Raw genomic sequence first — 23,335 nt, 5'->3', positions numbered from 1 at the left:
GAGTGAGACGCTGAAACAAGTTCAACCTTATCAAAACAAACCTAAAAAAACATTTTCACTAAAAGCTTCTGGGGTTTATCTTTGCCGCAAAGTTTTTTGGATTGACCAAAACCCCGATTTCACAACTTTTTGAACAGTCTCCCCAACTTGGGAAACTGAGGGATACTATTGCCCAACCTCTCGCCTCCGCTCGAGGTGCCAGTCAAAAAATAAGCATCAAAGGACTTGTGGGCTCTTCACTTTCCTTTGTGATTTCAGAAGCTTTCAAGTCTGCCGAATCACCATTCTTGTTGATTTTGAACGACAAGGAAGAAGCTGCTTATCTTTTGAATGATTTGGAGCAGTTGATTGGAGAAAAAGATGTCCTTTTTTATCCCGGAAGCTACCGAAGACCGTATCAAATTGAAGAAACGGACAATGCCAACGTACTTCTGCGTGCAGAGGTATTGAACCGTATCAATTCCAGAAAGAAACCGGCGATAATCGTTACGTATCCCGATGCACTTTTTGAGAAAGTGGTGACCAGAAAGGAACTGGACAAAAACACCCAAAAAATAAAGTTGGGCGATGAAATCTCGTTGGATTTTTTAAACGAAGTGCTGTTTGAATACCAGTTTAAACGGGTGGATTTTGTGACCGAACCTGGGGAGTTTTCTGTTCGTGGGGGTATTGTGGATGTCTTTTCCTTCTCTCACGATGAACCTTATCGTATCGAGTTCTTTGGGGATGAAGTGGACAGCATTCGAACTTTTGATGTGGAAACCCAGCTTTCCACCGACAAAGTGAAGAAAATTACCATCATACCCAATGTGGAAAACAAGTTTACCGAGGAAACACGGGAAAGCTTCTTAAAATATATTTCGGCCAATACCGTGGTCTTTGCAAAAAACCCTGCGCTGATCTACGACCGGATTGATTCCTTTTTTGAAAAAGCTGAGGAGAGTTTTGCCAAGTTGAGTCAAGAGATCAAACACGCGAAACCCAAGGAACTCTTTCTGGATTCAGCTTTGTTGAAAGAGCAGTTGAAGGATTATTTATGTTTTGAGATTGGTACTTCGACTCCGCTCAGCCACCAAAATACAGGAGAAATGGTCACTGAGCGCCCGCCTGCCGAACGGGCAGGAAGTCGAAGTGACATCATCCAATTCAACACCAAACCCCAGCCAGCTTTCAACAAAAAATTTGACCTGCTTATTGAAAATCTCAATGACAATCGGGATGCAGGTTACAGCAATTATATTTTCTGTTCCACCGAGCAACAGGCCAAGCGTTTTCACGACATTTTTAATGAAGTGGACGAAACGGTGCACTACCAGACCATCATTTTTCCCTTGTACCAAGGTTTTGTTGACGATGACCTTAAACTGGTCTGCTATACCGATCATCAAATTTTTGAGCGTTACCACAAATTCCATCTGAAGAATGGCTACGCCAAAAAGCAGGCCATCACGCTGAAGGAACTCAACAAGCTGGAAATTGGCGATTATGTGACCCACATTGATCACGGTATCGGCAAGTTTGGTGGGTTGCAAAAAATTGATGTGGAGGGCAAAAAGCAGGAAGCCATCAAACTGATTTATGGCGACCGTGATATTCTCTACGTCAGCATCCATTCGCTTCATAAAATATCGAAATACAATGGTAAGGACGGGGCGCCTCCCAAAATATACAAACTGGGTTCGGCGGCTTGGAAAAAACTCAAGCAAAAGACCAAGGCCAGGGTCAAAAAGATTGCCTTCGATCTGATAAAAGTCTATGCCAAACGGCGATTGGAAAAAGGATTTCAATACGCGCCGGACAGCTATTTACAACACGAGCTCGAAGCTTCTTTCTTGTACGAAGACACGCCGGATCAAGAAAAAAGTACCCAGGACGTCAAGAAGGATATGGAGAGCGAACGCCCGATGGACCGCTTGATTTGTGGGGATGTTGGTTTTGGGAAAACGGAAGTCGCGATACGGGCTGCGTTTAAAGCCGTGGACAACGGCAAACAGGTGGCTATTTTGGTTCCCACAACGATTTTGGCTTTTCAGCATCATAGAACATTTTCCGAACGATTGAAGGAAATGCCCGTAACCGTGGATTACCTCAACCGATTTAGAACAGCGAAGGAGAAAAGGGAGACCCTAGAAAATCTGGAAAGTGGCAAAGTGGATATCATTATTGGAACACACCAGTTGGTCAACAAGAATGTAAAGTTCAAGGATTTGGGCTTGCTCATTGTGGACGAGGAACAGAAATTCGGGGTTTCCGTAAAAGAAAAACTGCGTTCCATCAAAGAAAACGTGGATGTGCTCACGCTGACCGCCACACCGATTCCAAGGACGTTACAGTTCAGTTTGATGGCCGCTCGTGATCTCTCTGTCATCAATACCCCTCCACCGAACCGCTACCCCATCGAAAGCCATGTGATTCGATTGAACGAGGATATTATCCGTGATGCCGTATCCTACGAAATCCAACGGGGCGGACAGGTGTTCTTCATCCATAATCGCATTGAAAACATCAAAGAGGTGGCCGGAATGCTCCAACGCTTGGTGCCCGATGCCAAAATTGGGATTGGACACGGACAAATGGAGGGCAAAAAACTGGAAACCTTGATGCTTTCTTTTATGAACGGTGAGTTTGATGTTTTGGTTTCGACCACCATCATTGAAAGTGGTTTGGATGTGACCAACGCCAACACCATTTTCATTCACAACGCCAACAATTTTGGATTGAGCGACTTGCACCAAATGCGCGGGCGAGTAGGCCGAAGCAACAAAAAAGCGTTCTGTTATTTTATCACGCCACCTTATGAAGTGATGACCACCGAGGCCCGAAAACGTATCGAAGCTTTGGAACAATTCACCGAGCTGGGCAGTGGTTTCAATATTGCGATGAAGGATTTGGAAATTCGTGGTGCCGGTGACTTGTTGGGAGGAGAGCAGAGTGGATTTATCAACGAGATTGGATTTGAGACCTATCAAAAAATACTGTCCGAAGCCATAGAGGAACTCAAGGAAAACGAGTTCAAGGAACTGTATGATGAAGTTGAGGGCGATAAGGAAAAAGTATATGTGAAAGAGATGCAGTTGGACACGGATTTTGAACTGCTCTTCCCAGATGATTACATCAACAATATTACAGAACGCTTAAACCTCTACACTCAATTGAACGATGTGGAGGACGAGGAAGGCCTACAGAAATTTGAAGCGCAATTGGTGGACCGTTTTGGCGAGTTGCCCGAGCCTGTAGTGGATTTGATGAATTCCGTCCGTGTTAAATGGATTGCCACGCATATTGGTTTGGAAAAGGTGATCATGAAGAAGGGCAAGTTTATCGGTTACTTTATTGCGGACCAGCAATCCAGTTTTTACCAAAGTCCCGTGTTCACCCAAGTGCTGCAATATGTACAGAGCCATCCCCAACAGGCCAAGCTTAAGGAAAAACAGACCCGAACAGGTTTACGGTTACTGTTGACGTTTGACAGAATCACAAGTGTGGACAAGGCGTTGAAGGTTTTGGAGCCTTTTATGCCACAAGAGCAAAATGTTTCAGCATAGGATTGGATTTCTCACATCCGTTCGAAATGACCGATACACGCCGGTGGTCATTTCGACAGAGTGAAGCGACGAGAAATCCCAAGTAGCCTAAGATTTCGTGTCAAACTCCGACACACTTCAGAATGACACCAATTATGATTCGTGTAATTCGTGCAATTCGTGTCACTTCTAATAGATTTTGAATTCTATAAACAAATTAAAAGGAATAAAACCTGAAAAGTTGAGACTGATGGGCTATTAATTACTAATTAAAAAACCTCATACACCTGCTTTACAAACTCCCCAATTTTTGAAGGTTCCAGCCAGCGCGTTACAATGACCAACCCGCTTTTTTGGTCCACCACAATAAAATTGCCCCCAAAACCTGCGGCGTAGAACACATGTTCGGGAACACCATCCCAGTGGCGGCCTCCTTGTTGGTTCAGCCACCACATATAGCCATAATTCACATTGGGCACAGAAGGCGTAGTAGCTTTTATGATCCAATCTTCACTGATGATTTGTTGGTCCTCCCATTTGCCATTATTCAAAAAGAGCGTTCCAAAACGGGCCATATCCTCTGTGGAGATAAAAAGTCCGGCTCCAGAGTGCCCACCACCGGTCACGGATTTCATCTGTATCCCATCGACTTCGGTCCAAGCATCTTTGTAGCCAAACCAACGCCAAGTTGTGGTCGCCCCGATCTTATCCATCACCTCTTCTTTGAGGACCATGGGCAGCGGTTTTCTCCACACATGGGTCAACGAATAGGCCAATACGTTTACGCGAACATCGTTGTACTCCATTACCGTACCGGGTTCGTTGAGCTTTCGGAATTTCCAATCGTCCAGACCTCCTTCACTCGGTGGACGGTCCGCCCAATCCTTACCGCCCCACAATTCCCCTGACCAATCAGAGTTTTGTTGCAATAGGTGTTCCCAGGTTATTTTGGAGTTGTGCGCACCATCAAAAGTGCCATCCCAAATGTAGTCCCTCACTTTGTCCTTGGTGTCGTTGATCAAACCTTGGTCTTCGGCCAGTCCAGCAACAGTGGATAAAAAGCTTTTGGTGACACTGAAAGTCATATCCACCCGTTTGGTGTCTCCCCAAGAAGCCAGCACGTAGCCATTTTTCATAATCATACCTGCTGGACCGCCCCTTTTCTTCGTAGGCCCTAGTATTTCGTGGAATGGTTCACGTTTGAAGCCTTCCAATATGGCAATACGCAAATCTCTGGAACCTGAATATTCATTGGCATAGGCGTATTCCACTGCTTTGTCCAAAGCTTCTTGATCCCATTTAAATTGACCCTTTTCTGCAGCTTTCCACGTTTCGTAGCGTTGTGGGAAATTGATTTTTTGGGCATTGGCAGTAAAGGTTGTGGTGAACGCAACAAGAAGTGCTGCTGCAACTAGGATATTTTTCATTTTCGAGGTTTGGTTTGGACTAGAAAGGTAGTGATTGTTGGGGAACTGCTCCAATCACCGATTAGGATATTTTAAAAAGGATTCTTCGCTACGCTCAGAAAGGGAAATGAGATTTCTCATTCCCGATAAAAATCGGGACGTTCGAAATGACAATTAGCACTTATAGTCATTTCGACTTCGCTCAATGACCAGCGTTCAGCATCCGTAAAGAATGACCGTACTGCTAAAACCGTTTTTTATGAACTTGGTTCCCATCTTTGTCGTAATAACGCCACGTGCCGACCTGCTCATCGTCACGGAAGCGGCCACGGATTTTTCGCGTGCCATCCGAATAATACTCTTCGTAACGGCCGTGCTTCAAGCCATCCTTTAAATCCACTTCAAACCGAATGTTTCCGTTGGCATATTTTTTACTGAACGATTTAGCATTCAAATCCGTTGGGTAGATGGGCCTCAGGTTAAAAACCGCATCCGTGATTTCCGCCGAAGTCGTATTTTGATTTTTGGGGGTGGTTGTGTTGGTACTTTTTGGAAGATTGATGGCTTTCTTCACTTCTTCCACATCCTGATAATTGAGCACCAATCTGCTTTCAAACAAGTCATCTTCTGGGGACAATTGCAATCCGACTTGGGGGAAGCAGATAATAAAATCTTTGTTCTTCCGCATTTTTTGTTTGGTAGATGCATCGGCCAGAGCGTACATATTATCAAACAACAAAGGCACATTGCTGTAAACGAACACGGTGGATTCTGAATCGAATTGTTCATCAAAATTTCTGAATTCTTCCGAAGTCGCCAGGATATCCCCCTCCGATACTTTATCAATTATACCCTTTAGGGTATTGGGACTGTCACTAAAAATCACAAAGTCATCAATTTGGGTAAAGTAGGGTTTGTCAAACTCGTCGAACCTTCCGCCCAAGAGCATTTTAAAGAACCCTTTGATGGAAAGAAAATTGATTTCGTAATCCTTATAATTGACCGCCTTGAACTTTACGGGTGTCTTTTTACGAATCTGCTCCACCACAAAATCCAAATTGGTCTTGGCATCCTCAGCATCATTGGCTTTGAGGACGAGGGCGACATCATTTTTGCCCTGATTAATGTGGGATTTAATTTGAAGTACCGCAATCTCATCCCCGATCCAGCTTACAAAATTTTCCTTGACATCGATCTTTAGGAACTTTTCCACCTTCGCAATGCCCTTTTGATAACTCTCGAACTGCTCGGGGTCGCTCTGCTGTACCCTTTCAAAATTTTTGTAGAACTCGGAGAAGCTGTCAAACCCATAGCTGATATACAATGCAGTGCTATTTGGTGCTATTTGTGGAATGGAACGTTCCGCAGTGCCCGACTTTTGCAACGCCTCCAAATAGTATTCGTTTACAGCGCTAATGTTGGTGTACCCATTGGCCGTCAAGGTGCTGTTCTCATCCAAATCAAAATAAAATCCAGAGAACAAAAAGTTTTCGCTTACCCGGTTTACCCAGTCGGAAGGTTTATCGGAATACATTTTAATGTAATCATCAAAAAAATGGTATTGCACGTACATTCGGAAGAGATCTTCGTGGCCCACCTTTTGGTTGATTTCCAAAAAATTGAGGTTTCGGCCAAGCACAGGTTCCAAATATTGATCTATGGATGCCTCCACCAAGGTATGGGTATACGAGGCCACCAATTGGTTTTTGATGAAGGCCAGGTACATGGTCTCCTTGCTCTCGCGATCGTGAACTTCTAAAATTTCATGCTCATGATAAGTCCGTTTGCTCAGCACATAGCCATCGTCCAGTAAAGTGTTCAAATAGGTCTTGAGCAGTTGCAGTTTGGCAATGCGCTTCAAATCCAGCACATAAAAAATCCCATAATCCTTCGGGGAAATCATATGGATGGAAATGAACAGGGAACGGTTATCGAAAAACTCGAACAACTTGTGGTTGTTATTAAAAATGGTGTCCACCTTTTGGATGTTCTCCGTCAGTTCGGAAAAGTAATCGTTCTTTTTGAGGTGGTGCCAACCTTTGCTTTGGCTGACCTTTTCCCAACTTTCCACGGGCTGTTCCGACTCAATGATGAAAACCGCATCCTTCGGAATCAGGTAAATGGACTGAAGATTGGTCTTGGGAGATAGAATAAAAATATAGGCCAAATAGCACAAGTACAGCACAAACAGGCCCAACAAACCGAAAAGAATCCTTTTTTTGGTCATTTTTCCAAAAAGTGTCTTTTTCTAGAACGAAGAAGATTTCGTTTTAGTTTAGACCAAGAAAAGGAATCTTAAATTATAGTGATTTTAAATCCTTGATGGTCTTGAAAGCGACGTCCACCTGTTCATCGTTCACCAAAATGGTAAACTCGTTGGTCGTGGAAATCACCTCGTAAAGTACAATGCCCTCCCATGCCAATCGCTGAAAGATAAAATAGTATATCCCGGGTACCGAAACGTTCTCGGCGGGCAATTTTACGGTAATCGAGGACAGTCCCTCCGCTTTTTGCGTGCAGCGTTCCATTTTAAAGTTCTTTTCCACCACACCGTCCATCACATTGCTGATCACAATATTGATTTCGTTCACACCACGGGAAGATGTATAGAAAACATCTTGGTTTACATTGACTTCTTCCAACAACCTAGCCTGTTGTTGCAAAATAGTGTCCGATGCCAAAAAGGTGTAATCCGTCAGGTTGGAACGCACGGTGATCTCCCCGATGTTTTTGAGCACCTTCACAATTTTATGTGTGGCCCTAAACTCCAAATCGTCGGATAACCGTTTCAGTGCCATCACAATGGCCCCATCCTTTACATCTTTGCCCAATTCCTCGGCGATTTCGGGTTTTATCTGTCTGGACAAAGAAGTTAGGTTGATGATTCCCTGTGCCAGAGCCGTCTGTAAAAAAGGTTTTTTCTTGATGTAGTGTTCGACTACGGCAGAAATTGTTTTCATTTTTGGTTGATTTTAAACAAAAATAACATATTGTTACAAAACAAACAAATGGTTAAAAATGATAAAATGCATTTTCAAAGTGCTCGATCTCAAATTTTTCACCTTTTTGAATCACCGTGATCACATCAAACCGTACCTCGAAATCATCGTCCGACTCCTCCACAAAATGATTGGCCGCCATGGTCAACAACTTGATCTTTTTAGCGGAGATAACCTCCGAAATTTCCTTGAAAAACCCCATTTTTCTTGACTTCACCTCTACTATTGCCAACACGTTGCCCTTAGCTGCTATTATATCTACCTCTGCATTTGACCAACGATAGTTCAGAGCTCTAATTTCATAGCCGGAAGCCTTTAAAAACTCCACCGCTTTTTGCTCACCGAGCTTACCAAATGTGTTATGATCTGCCATACGATTTGTAAAAATCCAAAAAAAATATGCATTTCGTCGAAAAATTTGGTCGTTCATGGAGTTTAGAACGTTAAGGTTGTAATTTGTTGGCTCAATTGAACCACATCCAACATTAGCATAAGCATATAGTTGCCCCACTATGTACCAAAATAACGCCAGACATTGCTATGGAGTACTTTATCAATTGTAATTCCTCAACCTTGGCGCCGTACACAACTCCATTGGACGAGGTACGTGCCGCCCACTTGTACCGAAGGCTCGGTTTTAGTGCCTCTGTACAGACCATTAATGCCGCTGTTGGACAATCGGCCGACGCCCTTGTAGACAACTTGGTCAATCAAGCGCTCGCCGCCCCAACGATTCCCGCCCCGGAATGGGCAGATTGGAACAATGCAAACTATCCGGCCGACGATGACCTTGCCCGACAAATGAGAAACGGCCAAATCGATGACCTTACAACGGCTTACGGTAACGCTCTCGTCAACAATGAGTTGCTGGACAGGCTCAGTTTCTTCTGGAGCAACCACTTTGTCACTCAATTGGAAACTTATAATTGTCCCGGGTTCTTGTACTATTACGTCAATTGCTTGCAACGTAATGCCCTGGGCAACTTTAAGACATTCACCAGTGAAATTGGGCTTACCAGTGCCATGCTCTATTATTTGGACGGTGTACGAAACCGAGGAAACAATCCCAACGAGAATTATGCCCGTGAGCTATACGAGCTTTTCACCTTGGGAGAAGGGAACAATTACACGGAAGAAGACATCATTGAGACGTCCAAAGCCCTGTCCGGATATACCGAACGTGGTGAAGAGGGATGTACTGCGGTTACCTTTGACCCCACCGAGTTCAATACGGAGAACAAAACCATTTTTGGACAGACCGGAAATTGGGGCTACGATGATGTAATCGATATCCTTTTTAATGAAAGACCGGATGAGATAGGATGGTTTATCTGTAAAAAATTATACGAGTTCTTTGTCCACCCAGATTCTACGAATGATGAAGGCGGAATTGCCCCACAGATTATCGATGGTATGGCCCAGACCTTTATCAGCAGTGGGTTTGAAATTGCCCCGGTACTTCGACAACTGTTTAAAAGTCAGCACTTTTTTGATGAAACCGCCATCGGGGTCATTATTAAAAGTCCGGCGGATCTGTATTTCAACCTTTTGAAAGAAACAGGGTTCACTTACGATGACATGACCATTATTAACATGATAGATTCATGTGCATTGATCGGACAACGATTTTTTCAGCCTCCCGAAGTGGAAGGTTGGCAACGGGACCGAACTTGGATCAACACCAATTTTATTATTGGTCGATGGTTGACTGCCGAAGTGTTCTTGGAGCGTTTTTTCCAAAACGACCCCGAGCAGTTCAGAGATTTTGGAATTAATGTAGCTGGACCAAATGGTTCATCGATTAGTGACCCAGATGTTGTCGCAAGGGCAATTATAGACTTCATATTGCCAAAAGGTTTATTGACAGAAGATGATTATTCTAAAGCCTTTGAAGTTTTTAGAGAGCCTTATAAAGATAACAATGTATACGAGACAAATAGTTGGAGCATGAACTTGGAAGATGCCAATTTCCAAGTATATCTATTGTTGCTGAATCTTGTAAGACAACCCGAATTTCAACTCAAATAACCCCATCACCATGTGCGATAATCACCACACCCACGATAATTCCCCTCACAAAGGCATCGAGCACGATGGCCATGACCTAGAACACAAAAAATGGAGCCGCCGTTCCTTTATCCAAGCTTTGGGCATTGCAGGTTCCGGTTCCATGTTTTTGGGAAGCCATATGATTTCCGCTTCCTCCCCATCACCGCTAACAGCTGCCGTAGCTGCCGCGGAAACCGACAATATTTTGATCCTGATCCGATTATCAGGTGGGAACGATGGTCTCAGTACCGTAATACCGATCCAACAATATGATACGTATGCAAATGCAAGGCCCAACATCTACATCCCGGAAAGCAAGGTCTTAAAACTTACCGACGATTTTGGAGTGCCCACTTATATGAGTGCCCTGGAATCCCTTTGGGGGGATGGGCAGTTCAAGGCCGTGCATGGCGTAGGGTACGAAAACCAAAGTTTGTCCCACTTTACCGGTTCCGATATTTTTGCCAATACGGATTTGACTACCACAGGGTTTTCTGGCGAGAACACAGGATGGATGGGCAGACATTTTGAACACCTTTATCCCGATTATTTGATTACTCCCCCCCCTGCCCCCGCTGCTATTCAAATAGGGAACTTGGCCAATATGGTTTTTCAAGGCGAGGAAACCAACTATGCCTTCGTAACGAACAATGTGGACCAATTGGAGCAAATTGCGCAGACAGGAGCTTATTATGAGGTTGGTGAAGACACCCCGTTTGATGACTGTATGTATGGTGACCAACTAAGGTTTCTGCGAGGCGTAGCCAATACCACTTACGAATATGCGGGCACCATCCATGATGCATATATGGCCGGTCAGAATCAAGTGGAATACCAAGACAATGGCTTTGCTAGACAATTGGCCCTATTGGCCCGTTTGATCAAAGGAAACTTGGGCACCAAGGTGTATATGATTTCCTTGGGAGGTTTTGATACCCATGGTAATCAGCCCATTGTTCATGAACGTTTGATGTCCAACCTTTCTATTGCCATCAACAACTTTTATGAGGACCTTGCATTTACCGAGCAAGATGAAAATGTACTGAGCATGACCTTTTCAGAATTTGGTCGAAGAATCTTTGAAAACGGTTCCAACGGTACCGACCATGGAAAAGCCGCTCCCACCCTGTTCTTTGGTTCCGGATTGAGCGGAAGTGCCTTTGTGGGCGAACATCCGTCCTTGGACGAACCCAATAACCGCGGAAACTTGGAATACACCATGGATTTCAGAAACCTTTACGGAACCGTATTGGCAGAATGGCTTTGTGTACCAAGGCAAACCGTGGAGCAGCATTTATTGGGCCATCCCTATCAGGCCATCGACCTTGGCTTTAACTGTAGTGGTGAAATCTTTGATGATATCGCCATGGACAACGACCCACCCACTTTGCCAGAAACACCACCAAGTCAGGACCCACTAGATCCAAACATTGATATTTTGGATACCATAGAGCATGCAGCCATCTATCCGGCAACGTCGCCACGTAACCCACATATTCATTTAGAAATGCCGGTTGCCGCACATGTGGACATTGAACTGTTCAATATTTTGGGGCAACGCGTTGGCACCTTGTTCAATGAAATGATGATGGAAGGTCCAATCGACATCAACATACGGGAGCGTATGCGCGATAGCCTATCCACAGGAAAATATATTTATAGGATCTCCGTAGGAGAAAAAAAGATGAGCAAATCAGTAATGATTGCCTAAAGAAGCGGGACACTTTGTTATCCATTATTTCGAAGCCCTTTGGTAATGCACCCCTCACCCCAAATAGGGTCGCATTTCCGGGGGTTTCGTTTTTTGTGAGTATCCCGTTAAAATCAGTATTTTTGGGGCCTAATTAGATTTAAATGGCTCAAAATACTTCACCTTCCAGGTACACTATTACAGCGGCACTGCCCTACACCAACGGCCCTATCCATATTGGGCACTTGGCAGGCGTATACGTTCCCGCTGATATTTACTCCCGTTATTTGCGATTAAAAGGCAACGATGTGGCCTTTGTTTGCGGTAGCGATGAGCACGGTGTGGCCATTTCCATGAAGGCCAAGAAAGAAGGTGTAACCCCAAAAGAAATTATTGACAAGTACCACGCCATCATCAAAAAATCGTTTGCCGATTTTGGTGTTTCTTTTGACAATTATTCCAGAACATCCTCAGAAGTCCACCACGAGACCGCTTCGGAATTTTTCAAAAAAATGTACGAGCAAGGTGACTTTATCGAAGAGGAGACCGAGCAATTGTACGATGATGAGGCCAAACAGTTTTTGGCAGACCGTTTCGTTATTGGAACATGCCCCAAATGTGGACATGAAGAAGCCTATGGCGACCAATGTGAAAATTGTGGATCTTCCCTCAATGCCACCGACCTAATCAATCCAAAATCCACGATAACCGGAACGGTTCCTTCTCTAAAAAAGACAAAACATTGGTTTTTGCCTTTGGACCGCTATGAAGGATTCCTGAAAAAATGGATTCTGGAAGAACACAAATCCGATTGGAAACCCAATGTGTACGGACAATGTAAATCGTGGATAGACGAAGGCCTAAAACCCCGTGCCGTGACCCGTGACTTGGATTGGGGCATTCCCGTTCCCGTAGAAGGGGGCGAAGGAAAAGTACTTTATGTATGGTTCGATGCCCCGATTGGCTACATTTCCTCCACAAAAGAGTGGGCGGAACGTGAAGGCAAGGATTGGGAGCCTTATTGGAAGGACAAGGACACCAAATTGGTGCATTTTATCGGTAAGGACAACATTGTGTTCCACTGCATCATCTTCCCAAGCATGTTGGAGGCCAACGGTGATTATATATTACCTGACAATGTGCCCGCCAATGAGTTTTTGAACCTTGAGGGCAACAAACTTTCCACTTCAAAAAACTGGGCGGTCTGGTTGCACGAATATTTGGAAGAGTTCCCGGATATGCAGGATGTGCTCCGTTATGCTTTGACGGCCAATGCACCGGAGACCAAGGACAACGATTTTACTTGGAAGGATTTTCAGGCGAGAAACAACAACGAACTGGTGGCCATTTTTGGGAACTTCGTGAACCGAGTCACCGTTTTGACGCATAAATACTATGGCGGGGAGGTGCCAACACCTGGCGAACTGACCACTGTTGACAAGGAAGCTTTGCAAGCCCTAAAGGAATTCCCAGAAACCCTGTCCAATTCCTTGGAGCGCTACCGTTTCCGCGAAGCAAGTCAGCAATTGATGAACTTGGCCCGATTGGGCAACAAATACTTGGCCGACCAAGAGCCGTGGAAACTCATTAAAACGGACGAAGAACGTGTGAAGACCATTATGTACGTGGCGCTTCAGATTGCGACGGGATTGGCAGTGCTTAGTGAGCCATTTTTACCGTTTACTTCGGAGAAGTTGAAAGGAATTCTCAATGTCATTTCGAACGGAGGAGGGAAATCTATCGAGTGGGATGGTGTTGGTTCAAAAGAGACTTTGCTTACAGCCGGACACACCATCAACAAAAGTGAATTGCTCTTCAGAAAAATCGAGGACAAGGAAATTGACCAACAATTGGACAAATTGGAAGCCACCAAAAAAGCAAATGCACAAATGGACAAAGAAGCAACACCTTTAAAAGATACCATCACATTTGATGACTTCGCAAAACTAGATTTACGCGTGGGAACGATTATCGAGGCCGAAAAAATGCCCAAGGCCAACAAACTTTTAGTATTGAAAGTGGATATGGGCCTTGATACCCGAACCATTGTCTCCGGTATCGCCAATAGCTTTAAACCCGAGGAAATTGTAGGCAAAAAAGTAACCGTTGTGGCCAATTTGGCGCCAAGAAAGTTGCGAGGAGTCGAAAGTCAGGGCATGATTTTGATGACGGAAAATAAAAATGGTAAATTAGTTTTTGTCAACCCGGACGAACAAGACGTCACGAACGGGGAAACCATTAACTAATACAACCTAACGATGAGAAAAGTATTTCTGGTCCTTACTCTTTTATTTATCAATTTCATTAGTGCTCAGGAAAAATTATTAGAAATATCCAATGATTTAAAAGTAGGTAGCAGAAAGGTACATACAGCTTTTACAGTTATCGACGAAGAGACTGGAAATTTTGCGCTATTCTTGGACGATGACAATAAAATGTATGGCTTTTTGTTTTCCCCTTCCCTAAAATTGATCAACAGGTTTGCCTCTGAAGGACTTCCGAAAAAGTACAACCAAATTATAGGTTATTCCATATTTGATAAAAAGATTCGTCTCTTTTTAAAAGATAAAAATGATAAGACTTTCGGAAGTGTCCTGTTTGATTTTGAACAAGGTATCACCCAAGAAACGCTCTATGATTTCAAACTAAAACAGGAGTTTTTCGTAGAAGGTTACTCCAATGCTTCAAAATTTCATTTGATTACCATCCCGAAAGATAGTAACCTGTTTCATGATTATATTTTTGAAGAGGGCAAAGAATTGGTAAAGGAAACCATAGACCTATCAAACCAATCCTTTTTGGATGATCAAGGAACTCCAAAAAGCCTCAATACCATTATGGCTACTGGCGGAAATGTTCAAACTATAGGAAGCCAATATAGGTTTCAAGTGGATAAAATTGATTCCGAAGCCCCAAATTCTGTTGAAAGCACCAGTAACATTGTAAAAATGTATCCTGGGAAATCTGGTTTTAAGTTATCGATCGATACGCAAAGGCGCACCTATATCATTGATATTTCAACCCAAGCATTACAGGCTTTGGTCTCTTCTATAGAGAAACCTTATTTACCGGCAGCGGTTGTAAACTCAAACTCTTTCATCCTTGAAAATAAAATTTATATGATTTCTGCAACAAGTGATGATATGGCATTTTCTGTAAAAACTCTGGATTCTGGGGAAGAACTGAAAAATATAGTTATAACCAAAGATGATGAAATAACCTTCAGCAACACTCCAATTATTCAAGAAGGGGGCATGTATAGCAGTTACCGGGAAATGGAAAAGACCAGTAAATTTCTAAGAAGGCTCGGAAAGGAAGATATAGGAGTAGCAGTTTCTAAACATAAAGGCAATTATGTGGTCACCATGGGTTCCAAAAAAGAAATTTCGAGAGGTGGAGCACCTATGATGATGCCCGGTGTTGGTTTTCCCATGGCATCTGCGGGGGCATTTGCAGTAACCTTTAATCCCACCTTTTTTGCCTACGGTAGCTACTCATCCACAAAAGCCACCAGAATTGAATGTTTGTTTGACGAGAATTTTAATCACAAAGAAGGTGAAATTCCCAAAAATAGCTTCGACCGTATTAAGGAGGCGGCAGACAAGTTTCCTTCCACAGATGCCGAAACAGTATTTCGATTGGACGATTCCTACATTTGGGGATTTTACAATAAAAAATTGGACAAATACATGATGTATAAGTTTTAGAAAACGGTTAATCAATCACCCAAATTTATTCTCTATTTAAACCTATATAGCAATGCAACTTGTCCCCTATATCGTTCGCCATACCAATCTTTCGGAGAAAAGTGTGGAGAACACGGTCTCGCTTCTAAATCAAGACTGTACCATTCCATTCATTTCTCGATATCGAAAGGAGCTTACTGGAAATTTGGACGAGGTACAGATTGGTTCCATCGTCGAATACAAAAATCAGTTCGAGGCGCTGGAAAAACGAAAAGCAGCCATCATCAAAGCGGTTAAGGAACAAGATGCCCTAACTCCCGAACTGGAGGCCAAATTTCTCAACTGTACCGACCTGACCAGTTTGGAAGACCTGTACCTTCCATTTAAGAAGAGTAAAAAGACCAAGGCGGAAACTGCACGGAAAAATGGATTGGAGCCGTTGGCCAAAATCATTATGGCACAGCGCAGCGATGAAATCGAGTTTATCGCTTCCAAATATTTGAGCAAGGATGTCATCAACGAAGATGATGCCCTCGAAGGTGCTCGACACATCATTTCGGAGTGGGTCAATGAACGTACAGATATCCGAAATCAGCTTCGCGATCAGTTGGAGCGGCATGCTTTGATCACCACCAAAGTCATCAAAACCAAAAAAGATGACGAGAAAGCACAAAAGTTCCGCGACTATTTTGATTGGAGCGAACCCTTGAACCGCTGTCCATCTCACCGTTTTTTGGCCATTATGCGGGCTGAAAAAGAAGGTTTTATCCGAGTAAAAGTTGAAATTGATGATGAAAGGGCACTTCAAAATATCGAAAGACGCATCATTAAAACCAATAATGCGTGTGCAGAACAAATAGAACTGGCCATTGCGGATGCCTACAAAAGACTATTATTCCCGTCCTTATCCAAGGAAATTCTAAATATAGCAAAAGAAAAAGCAGATGCTTCGGCCATTCAGGTTTTTTCCAATAATTTAAAACAGTTATTGCTCGGCGCTCCCCTCGGCGAAAAACGAATCTTGGCCATTGACCCCGGTTTTAGGACCGGCTGCAAAGTGGTTTGTCTGGACGAGCAGGGCGATTTAAAGCACAACGAAACCATTTATCCCCATCCTCCACAACGAGATAGTTCCGGAGCCATCAAAAAGATAAGTTCCTTGGTAGATGCCTATAAAATAGAGGCCATAGCCATCGGCAACGGAACGGCATCGCGAGAAACTGAACAATTGGTAAAACGTGTCCCATTTAAAAAGGACATTGATGTTTTTGTCGTCAGTGAAGCAGGGGCCTCCATTTACTCTGCATCAAAAATTGCACGGGATGAATTCCCCAATTATGATGTTACGGTACGGGGAGCTGTATCCATCGGTCGTCGTTTGGCAGACCCTTTGGCCGAATTGGTAAAAATTGATGCAAAATCCATCGGGGTTGGACAATACCAGCACGATGTGGACCAAACCCAACTAAAGACCTCACTGGATACGGTGGTGGAAAGCTGTGTGAACTCCGTCGGGGTCAACATTAACACCGCGAGTGTACCCCTTTTAAGCTATGTATCCGGTATTGGTCCCAAACTAGCGGAAAATATTGTGGCGCACCGAAACGAAAATGGAGCCTTTAAAAGCCGGGATGAGATTAAAAACGTACCTCGATTGGGCGGAAAAGCATTTGAACAAAGCGCAGGATTCTTGCGCATCAAAAATGGGGACAATCCCTTGGATGATTCAGCGGTGCACCCTGAAAGCTATGCCTTGGTATCTAAAATGGCGAAGGACCAAGGAGTTTCCTTGAAAGAAATTGTGGGAAACACTTCCGCTCTGAAGGGTATCAATTTAAAAAACTACTGTACGGATACTATTGGAATGCCCACTTTGGAGGATATCTTGAAAGAACTGGAGAAACCTGGTTTGGACCTTCGTGAGAAAGCCAAAGTGTTCACTTTTAATCAAAACATCAAGGAGATTACCGATTTGCGCGAAGGACAGTTATTACCTGGCATTGTCAATAACATTACCAATTTTGGTTGCTTCGTGGATATTGGAATCAAGGAAAGTGGACTCATCCACATTTCCAACCTATCGGATACTTTTGTCAAGGATGTCAACGAGCACGTGAGTCTTCATCAACAAGTTGTGGTTAAAGTCTTGGATGTGGACGTGTCACGAAAACGGATACAATTGGCATTGCATAAACAAGGTGCCTAATGCTCAAGATTGCATACCATCCCATTTATAAACATCCCTTGCCCGAAGGGCATCGGTTCCCGATGATCAAATATGAGCTGCTCCCACAGCAATTGCTCTACGAGGGCACGTGCTCCGAGGATAACTTTTTTGAACCTTCCCTTCCAGAGGACCATTATATTTTGGCCGCGCATGATGAAGCTTATTTCAAAGATTTGGTTGGTTTGAATCTTTCCAAAAGTGCCGCCCGTAAGATTGGTTTTCCGTTAAGTGATGAACTTGTGAAACGCGAACGCATTATTGCGGATGGCACCATAAAAGGTTGCCATTTTGCCTTGAAACATGGCATTGCCATGAACATTGCAGGAGGAACGCACCATGCCTATTCGGATAGGGGCGAAGCTTTTTGTATGCTCAACGATCAGGCCATCGGAGCTCGCCATCTTTTAAATCAAAAATTGGCAAAAAAGATATTGATCGTGGATTTGGATGTGCATCAGGGCAATGGAACGGCGGAAATCTTCCAGACCGACCATTCTGTTTTTACTTTTTCCATGCACGGCAAGGGCAATTACCCGTTTAAAAAGGAAACTTCTGATTTGGATATTGCTTTGGAAAAAGGGACTACGGATGAAGAATATCTTTTCATCCTGCAAGAAACATTGCCCAAATTATTGGAACAGGTCCGGCCCGATTTTATCTTTTATCTCTGTGGCGTTGATGTGTTGGAATCGGATAAACTCGGCACGCTGTCCATGACATTGGAGGGATGTAAGGAGCGGGACCGTTTTGGGCTTCAAACTTGCCATGATGCTCAAATTCCTGTTCAGTGCAGCATGGGTGGCGGTTATTCTCCGGATATCAGAATAATTGTGGAGGCACATGCCAATACTTTTCGTCTGGCAAAAGATATTTATGAGTAATTTTGTCGACTACCTTTGTTTATAACCTCATGAAAGCTTTTAGATACCTCGTTCTTGTTTTATTGACCTCTTCCGTGGCAGGTCAAGAATTACAGCCAAAAAAGGAAAAAAATCTTTGGAACAACTTTACCTACGATGTGGGCAATATGTTCGGCGGGGTTGGATATTCCTATTCGCGTCCTTTTCACTGGCAGGGCAATGATTGGGCCAATTTCGGTTACTTGACCGGGGGAACACTGCTTCTTTTTACTGTTGATGGAGAACTCAACCACTGGAAAAATGGCTTTGATCAAGACATCCCCGATGTGATCATGGATTATGGTCACGAATACGGAAGTCCAGAAAACAACTATATGCTCACTGGCGGGGTATATTTGGCAGGTCTGTTCACCAAGAATGAAAAATTGAGACGTACCGGAGTGCTATTGATTTCGTCGGCCACCGCAGGAGGGTTTCTTCAGCAAGTGAGCAAGCGTATCATTGGTAGGGCACGGCCAAAAAGTGGCGCGGGTTCGGCAACCTTCGACCCATTGCATCTGGACCGCGTGTACGATTACGACTCGTTTCCATCGGGACATGCGATGTTGGCGTTCAGCAACGCTTATGCCATTGCCAAACAGTTTAAGAGCCCATGGGTAAAGGGAGGGCTATACACCATTGGTATGATTCCGGGATTGGTAAGGGTGATGGATGATTTTCATTGGGTGTCCGACGTAGCTTTTAGTACCGTATTGAGTATTTTTATTGTGGAGTCGATTGACAGATACCTCGATTCCAAATATGATGAAAAGTATAATGACCAAAAGCCCAAAAACGTAAGCTGGAACCTTTCCTTTGGGCCAAATACCTTGGGGGTTTCCCTTCATTTTTAACTGTTTGCGCACACATTTTCTGTTAATTATTTATTTAGATTGATTTAAAATAATTATTTTCGTCCCCATATTTCGCAAATGCCATGGGCAAAAAGAAAAAAGAAAAGAAGAAACTTAAAAAAGCTTTACTCCGGGAATTGCCTCCGACAGGTAAGGTAAAATCCAAGTGCTGCGAAAAATATCAGAAAAGCGAGAAAAAACGTTGCAAAAAGTGCCCTTGCTTTGATTTGATGAAAAAGGTGGCATGAATTGAGCCCTAAAAAACATATATAAAAAACGCCCCGAAATCGGGGCGTTTTTCGACTAACTAACTAAAATCTATGTTTACAAAATTCGGGGCGATGCAATTTGAACTGTTTCAGCGATAACTTCTTCCAAGATATTTTGTCCGCCATTATAAGTAAAATAAAAACTGGCCTGCTGGTAGTAGAAATCACTATGCGTACAATCATTTTTACAAGATTCGGCATGGCTGGAATAAGCCGCTTTTTTGGCCTTCATGTAGGCTCCATAGGCCAGAGGGCTTTTGGTTTTTAAATCTTTTTCATACCCTTTTTGATCTTTCCAAAAATCCTTTTCATCTTCCAATGAGAAAAAAACCGACAATTGTTCGTTCTGGGCATCCTTTTGTGCCTGCTTTTCATAAAAGGACAGCTCGCCGTCCTGTGCAGATACCGTATAGAAAAACCCTAGGGCAAAAAGTAGTGTTATTTGAACTTTTAATCTCATTTCCCGCATTTATTGTATTTACGTTGTTCATTTGAAAAAAGTTCTGGCGTTTGTCCTAATAACAACTGAAAATGATTTTACCCTAAACCCAAAAACAAAAAAAGGAGGCGATGCCCCCTTTTTTGCTTAGAATCCATAATTATTTTCCAAGCATCAACAATTCGTTGCATTTAATTTCGGTGATGTATCTTTTTTCACCTTCGTTGGTCTCATAAGAGCGGTTCATAAGCTTACCTTCTATGATCACCTCTTTTCCTTTTGATAAAAAATCTTCTGATATTTCAGCCAATTTCCCCCAGGCAACAATATTGTGCCATTGTGTATCCGTGACCTTTTCGCCTTTTGCATTCTTGTAGGACTCATTTGTGGCGATGGAAAATTTGGCCAATTTGGTTCCGTTTTCCAAGGTGATGATTTCGGGGTCGTTACCTAAATTTCCGATCAATTGTACTTTGTTTCTAAGTGAATTCATAATAGTAAGATTTAAGATTTGAACATTTATCCATCGAACCCTCACAGTCCGACAAGGCAAACATAGAGGCGCTTCGGGAACTATATATCAATTTACACTATTGATCTTTCAGCCAAACAATTTTATCAGAAATCAATTCAGAAGTATGAAAGTTGAAGGTTTCAGATTTAGTAAAGTAATTCCAATATGTGTATGTGACTTCAATTTTAGCTTTCATTTTATACGTAGTCATATCGCTTTTGTTGGAGTTTTCAAACTCGAAAAACGTATTGATAAAATCAACATCTATTGTTTGTCCCCTTTTCTTTTTTATTCTCTTATAAACAGTACTGTTACCTCTGTTGGTAATATTAATATCCACCATTAAAACACTTTTTTGAGATAATGCTATGTCGTCAAAATCATATTCAAAATGAACATCATAAATATTACAATTGCCATTATTCTCAATGGTAAACCTAGATGAAAAAATGTTGTTAGAATCTAAAGGTTCGGTATATACGACATCAATACTCGGATAATAGTAAGTGTAAAAACCCCAAGACAATGAAAATACGGTTACCAGAATACCTAAAATTGACTTATACACCTTCGGGCGACGAATCCATTTTCCAAATAATAATAGGTTTGACCATAGCTGTTTTAAGAATTTTATTGATAATTTCAGGATATATTTTAGCAGCATTATCAATACTTGGAATATTGATTTTATTAGCAATTGCAATGAACCCATTATTTGATTGGTTAGGTGAATTTCTATAATTAGTATTTAATTACACTTTAAATTTGTTTTTAGTGTAATTAAGTTCTATATTTGAATATCAAACATTGTAACGATGATCAACAAGGACTTCAATTCAATCTTAGAAATAATACAAACCTTCCCAGATGAGCAATCTTGTATTGATCACTTGGAAGAGTTAAGATGGAACGGAAACGTAATCAGTCCTTTTGATGAAACGTCCAAAGTTTATAATTGTAAGGGGAACAGATATAAATGTAAGAATACCGGTAAATATTTTAACATAAAGACCAACACTATTTTTGATAACACCAAATTACCCCTTCAAAAATGGTTCCTTGCTATTTGGTTGGTTACTTCACATAAGAAAGGTATTTCTAGTTTGCAATTGGGCAGGGATTTGAACATTACACAGAAAAGCGCGTGGTTTATGCTTTCAAGAATCCGTCAATGCTTTGGTATCGACAATGACCAAATGGAAGGAGAGATTGAAGCCGATGAAACCTATGTAGGTGGTAAAGAAGGAAACAAGCACGCTGATAAAAGGATAAAGAACGCACAGGGCGGTGTTGGCAAAGCTGCCGTACTAGGAATGGTGCAAAGAGGTGGTAATGTCTCAGCTAAAAAGATAGATGATGTTTCTATGCAAACACTATCTGCTGAAATAATGCGAAACGTAAAAGAGGGTGCTAAACTCTACACTGATGAATTTACTTCTTATAAAAGGTTAAAAAGAGTTTACGACCACAAATTTGTCAAGCATAGCAGAAAACAATATGTAAAAGGTAGAGTGCATACAAACACAATAGAGAGCTTTTGGGCTTTGTTGAAGCGTGGAATATTCGGAATCTACCATTTTACCTCTAAAAAACATTTACAGTTGTACGTGGATGAGTTTTGCTTTAGATATAACTCTAGGCAAATAACTGAATCTGCAAGGTTTAACTTACTTTTACAGAACATTGAAAACAGAATAACCTATAATCAGCTTATAAATGGATAATATCAATCAAATACACAAAGGGGTTATAAAGTTAGGTGAGTATGAACTACCATGCTATGTAATTGATGATGGTGAGAAGGTAGAAAGAGTTTTGACACAACGCGAGGTTGTTAAACTTATAACAGGAGGTAGAGAAAGCGGTAACTTAAAACGGTATTTGGGTTCTCGGGCACTTGAGGAGACTTTACCCCCCGAAATAAGTGATAATTTCGATGATAACTTGCTGATTATCAATGCGGGCACGTATTCTGTAAATGGAGTGAAAGCCAGTATTGTAGTAGATATATGTAATGCATATTTAAAAGCCAGGCAATTAGGCTTATTAACAACTAATCAAGTAAAACTTGCCGAACAATCAGAAATATTTATTTCAGCCCTTGCTAAAACAGGTATAGATGCAGTAATTGATGAGGCAACTGGTTACCAATATTTCAGAAAAGCAAATGATTTACAGGCCAAACTTGATGCATATATAGTTGATGGATATAGAGAATGGACAAAAACCTTTCCTAGAGAGTTTTTTATGCACTTATATAGGTTGGAGGGTGTTACACCCCCTTTAGAGGACAAGCCATACCCTAAACGGTTTGGAAAGTACGTTATGCATTACATTTATGATACTCTTGATCCTGAGATAGCTGATTATTTAAGAGAAAATAACCCGAACCCGCAAGGGAATAAACACCATCATCAAAAATTTAACGATTTTGGATATAAATCATTGACAGATCATTTGTTTTCTGTTTTAGGTATAATGAAGGCTTCTATAAATTTAGAGAAATTTAAAGAGAACTTGTCAATTGCTTTTCCAAACGCAAGAACTAGACGAAGAAGTAGATTGAATGTAAATAAGGCGAGAAAAAAAGCAAATGAATTAAATAATTCTGGTCAAATTGGCCTTTTTGATTATCTCCCCAACCCAAATAGTTCTAAGCAAAGCAAATTTAACTTTGAAGATGAAAACACAGAAGAGAAACAAATTTCTAGTTTTAATAAAAGTCTAAAAAAAGGTTTGAATTGGAACCCTAAAGATAATAATTAGCCTCGGTTCTAGC

17 protein-coding genes are annotated in these 23,335 nt (G+C 42.2%); 10 read left to right on the top strand and 7 right to left on the bottom strand.

All coding sequences use genetic code 11. The features are described from left to right. Positions 1-101: 101 nt before the first annotated feature. Positions 102-3,545, top strand: a complete 3,444-nt coding sequence (gene mfd / locus GVT53_RS18955; protein ID WP_166250045.1) for a transcription-repair coupling factor — start codon at positions 102-104, stop codon at positions 3,543-3,545. A 248-nt stretch (positions 3,546-3,793) separates the two neighbouring features. Here mfd and GVT53_RS18950 read toward each other — a convergent pair whose 3' ends face one another. The 4 genes from GVT53_RS18950 to GVT53_RS18935 form a co-directional block, all read right to left on the bottom strand. After that, positions 3,794-4,951: a serine hydrolase domain-containing protein gene (locus tag GVT53_RS18950; RefSeq protein ID WP_166250044.1), complete on the bottom strand. Its 1,158-nt coding sequence runs from the start codon at positions 4,949-4,951 to the stop codon at positions 3,794-3,796. A gap of 223 nt (positions 4,952-5,174) precedes the next feature. Next, the gene (locus tag GVT53_RS18945; RefSeq protein ID WP_166250043.1) at positions 5,175-7,157 is read right to left on the bottom strand and encodes a DUF3352 domain-containing protein; all 1,983 of its coding nucleotides are present in this window, start codon (positions 7,155-7,157) and stop codon (positions 5,175-5,177) included. 73 nt (positions 7,158-7,230) lie between these two features. Continuing rightward, a complete protein-coding gene (locus GVT53_RS18940; RefSeq protein WP_166250042.1) occupies positions 7,231-7,890 on the bottom strand; it encodes an aspartate kinase in 660 nt (219 codons plus the stop codon). Between the two features lie 52 nt (positions 7,891-7,942). Then, positions 7,943-8,302 (bottom strand): YraN family protein, encoded by a 360-nt coding sequence (locus GVT53_RS18935; RefSeq protein ID WP_166250041.1) that lies wholly within the window; start codon positions 8,300-8,302, stop codon positions 7,943-7,945. Between the two features lie 167 nt (positions 8,303-8,469). Between GVT53_RS18935 and GVT53_RS18930 the strand changes: the two genes are divergently transcribed. The 7 genes from GVT53_RS18930 to GVT53_RS18900 all read left to right on the top strand — a co-directional run bounded on the left by GVT53_RS18930 (position 8,470) and on the right by GVT53_RS18900 (position 19,334). After that, positions 8,470-9,957, top strand: coding sequence for a DUF1800 domain-containing protein (locus GVT53_RS18930; protein WP_166250040.1), 1,488 nt, complete (start codon positions 8,470-8,472; stop codon positions 9,955-9,957). A gap of 10 nt (positions 9,958-9,967) precedes the next feature. Then, positions 9,968-11,689 (top strand): DUF1501 domain-containing protein, encoded by a 1,722-nt coding sequence (locus GVT53_RS18925; protein WP_166250039.1) that lies wholly within the window; start codon positions 9,968-9,970, stop codon positions 11,687-11,689. 143 nt (positions 11,690-11,832) lie between these two features. After that, positions 11,833-13,914: a methionine--tRNA ligase gene (gene metG / locus GVT53_RS18920; RefSeq protein WP_166250038.1), complete on the top strand. Its 2,082-nt coding sequence runs from the start codon at positions 11,833-11,835 to the stop codon at positions 13,912-13,914. Positions 13,915-13,926: 12 nt separating this feature from the next. Then, positions 13,927-15,375 carry a hypothetical protein gene (locus tag GVT53_RS18915; protein WP_166250037.1) on the top strand — a complete coding sequence of 483 codons (1,449 nt, stop codon included), beginning with the start codon at positions 13,927-13,929 and terminating at the stop codon, positions 15,373-15,375. A 52-nt stretch (positions 15,376-15,427) separates the two neighbouring features. Next, positions 15,428-17,560: a Tex family protein gene (locus tag GVT53_RS18910; RefSeq protein ID WP_166250036.1), complete on the top strand. Its 2,133-nt coding sequence runs from the start codon at positions 15,428-15,430 to the stop codon at positions 17,558-17,560. Further along, the gene (locus GVT53_RS18905) at positions 17,560-18,462 is read left to right on the top strand and encodes a histone deacetylase family protein (protein WP_166250035.1); all 903 of its coding nucleotides are present in this window, start codon (positions 17,560-17,562) and stop codon (positions 18,460-18,462) included. Before GVT53_RS18910 ends, GVT53_RS18905 begins: the two co-directional genes overlap by 1 nt. A gap of 29 nt (positions 18,463-18,491) precedes the next feature. Then, positions 18,492-19,334 carry a phosphatase PAP2 family protein gene (locus GVT53_RS18900; RefSeq protein WP_166250034.1) on the top strand — a complete coding sequence of 281 codons (843 nt, stop codon included), beginning with the start codon at positions 18,492-18,494 and terminating at the stop codon, positions 19,332-19,334. A 324-nt stretch (positions 19,335-19,658) separates the two neighbouring features. Here the strand turns inward: GVT53_RS18900 and GVT53_RS18895 are convergent, their stop codons facing one another. The 3 genes from GVT53_RS18895 to GVT53_RS18885 all read right to left on the bottom strand — a co-directional run bounded on the left by GVT53_RS18895 (position 19,659) and on the right by GVT53_RS18885 (position 21,220). Next, a complete protein-coding gene (locus GVT53_RS18895; protein WP_166250033.1) occupies positions 19,659-20,063 on the bottom strand; it encodes a hypothetical protein in 405 nt (134 codons plus the stop codon). A 139-nt stretch (positions 20,064-20,202) separates the two neighbouring features. Beyond that, positions 20,203-20,535, bottom strand: coding sequence for a single-stranded DNA-binding protein (locus tag GVT53_RS18890; RefSeq protein WP_166250032.1), 333 nt, complete (start codon positions 20,533-20,535; stop codon positions 20,203-20,205). Positions 20,536-20,632: 97 nt separating this feature from the next. Continuing rightward, complete coding sequence (locus tag GVT53_RS18885; protein ID WP_205791767.1) at positions 20,633-21,220, bottom strand: hypothetical protein; 588 nt, start codon at positions 21,218-21,220, stop codon at positions 20,633-20,635. Positions 21,221-21,371: 151 nt separating this feature from the next. On the opposite strand from GVT53_RS18885, the gene GVT53_RS18880 reads away from it, so the two are divergent. Together GVT53_RS18880 and GVT53_RS18875 are read left to right on the top strand one after the other, a co-directional pair. Continuing rightward, positions 21,372-22,280 carry an IS1595 family transposase gene (locus GVT53_RS18880; RefSeq protein ID WP_166250030.1) on the top strand — a complete coding sequence of 303 codons (909 nt, stop codon included), beginning with the start codon at positions 21,372-21,374 and terminating at the stop codon, positions 22,278-22,280. Beyond that, a complete protein-coding gene (locus tag GVT53_RS18875; RefSeq protein WP_166250029.1) occupies positions 22,273-23,322 on the top strand; it encodes a P63C domain-containing protein in 1,050 nt (349 codons plus the stop codon). The genes GVT53_RS18880 and GVT53_RS18875 overlap by 8 nt, the downstream gene beginning before the upstream one ends. Positions 23,323-23,335: the final 13 nt, after the last annotated feature.

Origin of the sequence: Flagellimonas oceani, assembly GCF_011068285.1 — a bacterium.
Classification (GTDB): domain Bacteria; phylum Bacteroidota; class Bacteroidia; order Flavobacteriales; family Flavobacteriaceae; genus Flagellimonas; species Flagellimonas oceani.
The sequence above is the reverse complement of the archived record's forward strand: the minus strand, read 5'-3'. Positions and strand labels throughout refer to the sequence as shown.

Bases quoted from the DNA above. Each gene is read 5' to 3' on its own strand.
- GVT53_RS18950 (WP_166250044.1), bottom strand. From the start codon at position 4,951: ATGAAAAATATCCTAGTTGCAGCAGCACTTCTTGTTGCGTTCACCACA.
- GVT53_RS18945 (WP_166250043.1), bottom strand. From the start codon at position 7,157: ATGACCAAAAAAAGGATTCTTTTCGGTTTGTTGGGCCTGTTTGTGCTG.
- GVT53_RS18940 (WP_166250042.1), bottom strand. From the start codon at position 7,890: ATGAAAACAATTTCTGCCGTAGTCGAACACTACATCAAGAAAAAACCT.
- GVT53_RS18935 (WP_166250041.1), bottom strand. From the start codon at position 8,302: ATGGCAGATCATAACACATTTGGTAAGCTCGGTGAGCAAAAAGCGGTG.
- GVT53_RS18930 (WP_166250040.1), top strand. From the start codon at position 8,470: ATGGAGTACTTTATCAATTGTAATTCCTCAACCTTGGCGCCGTACACA.
- GVT53_RS18925 (WP_166250039.1), top strand. From the start codon at position 9,968: ATGTGCGATAATCACCACACCCACGATAATTCCCCTCACAAAGGCATC.
- metG (WP_166250038.1), top strand. From the start codon at position 11,833: ATGGCTCAAAATACTTCACCTTCCAGGTACACTATTACAGCGGCACTG.
- GVT53_RS18915 (WP_166250037.1), top strand. From the start codon at position 13,927: ATGAGAAAAGTATTTCTGGTCCTTACTCTTTTATTTATCAATTTCATT.
- GVT53_RS18910 (WP_166250036.1), top strand. From the start codon at position 15,428: ATGCAACTTGTCCCCTATATCGTTCGCCATACCAATCTTTCGGAGAAA.
- GVT53_RS18905 (WP_166250035.1), top strand. From the start codon at position 17,560: ATGCTCAAGATTGCATACCATCCCATTTATAAACATCCCTTGCCCGAA.
- GVT53_RS18900 (WP_166250034.1), top strand. From the start codon at position 18,492: ATGAAAGCTTTTAGATACCTCGTTCTTGTTTTATTGACCTCTTCCGTG.
- GVT53_RS18895 (WP_166250033.1), bottom strand. From the start codon at position 20,063: ATGAGATTAAAAGTTCAAATAACACTACTTTTTGCCCTAGGGTTTTTC.
- GVT53_RS18890 (WP_166250032.1), bottom strand. From the start codon at position 20,535: ATGAATTCACTTAGAAACAAAGTACAATTGATCGGAAATTTAGGTAAC.
- GVT53_RS18885 (WP_205791767.1), bottom strand. From the start codon at position 21,220: ATGCTGCTAAAATATATCCTGAAATTATCAATAAAATTCTTAAAACAG.
- GVT53_RS18880 (WP_166250030.1), top strand. From the start codon at position 21,372: ATGATCAACAAGGACTTCAATTCAATCTTAGAAATAATACAAACCTTC.
- GVT53_RS18875 (WP_166250029.1), top strand. From the start codon at position 22,273: ATGGATAATATCAATCAAATACACAAAGGGGTTATAAAGTTAGGTGAG.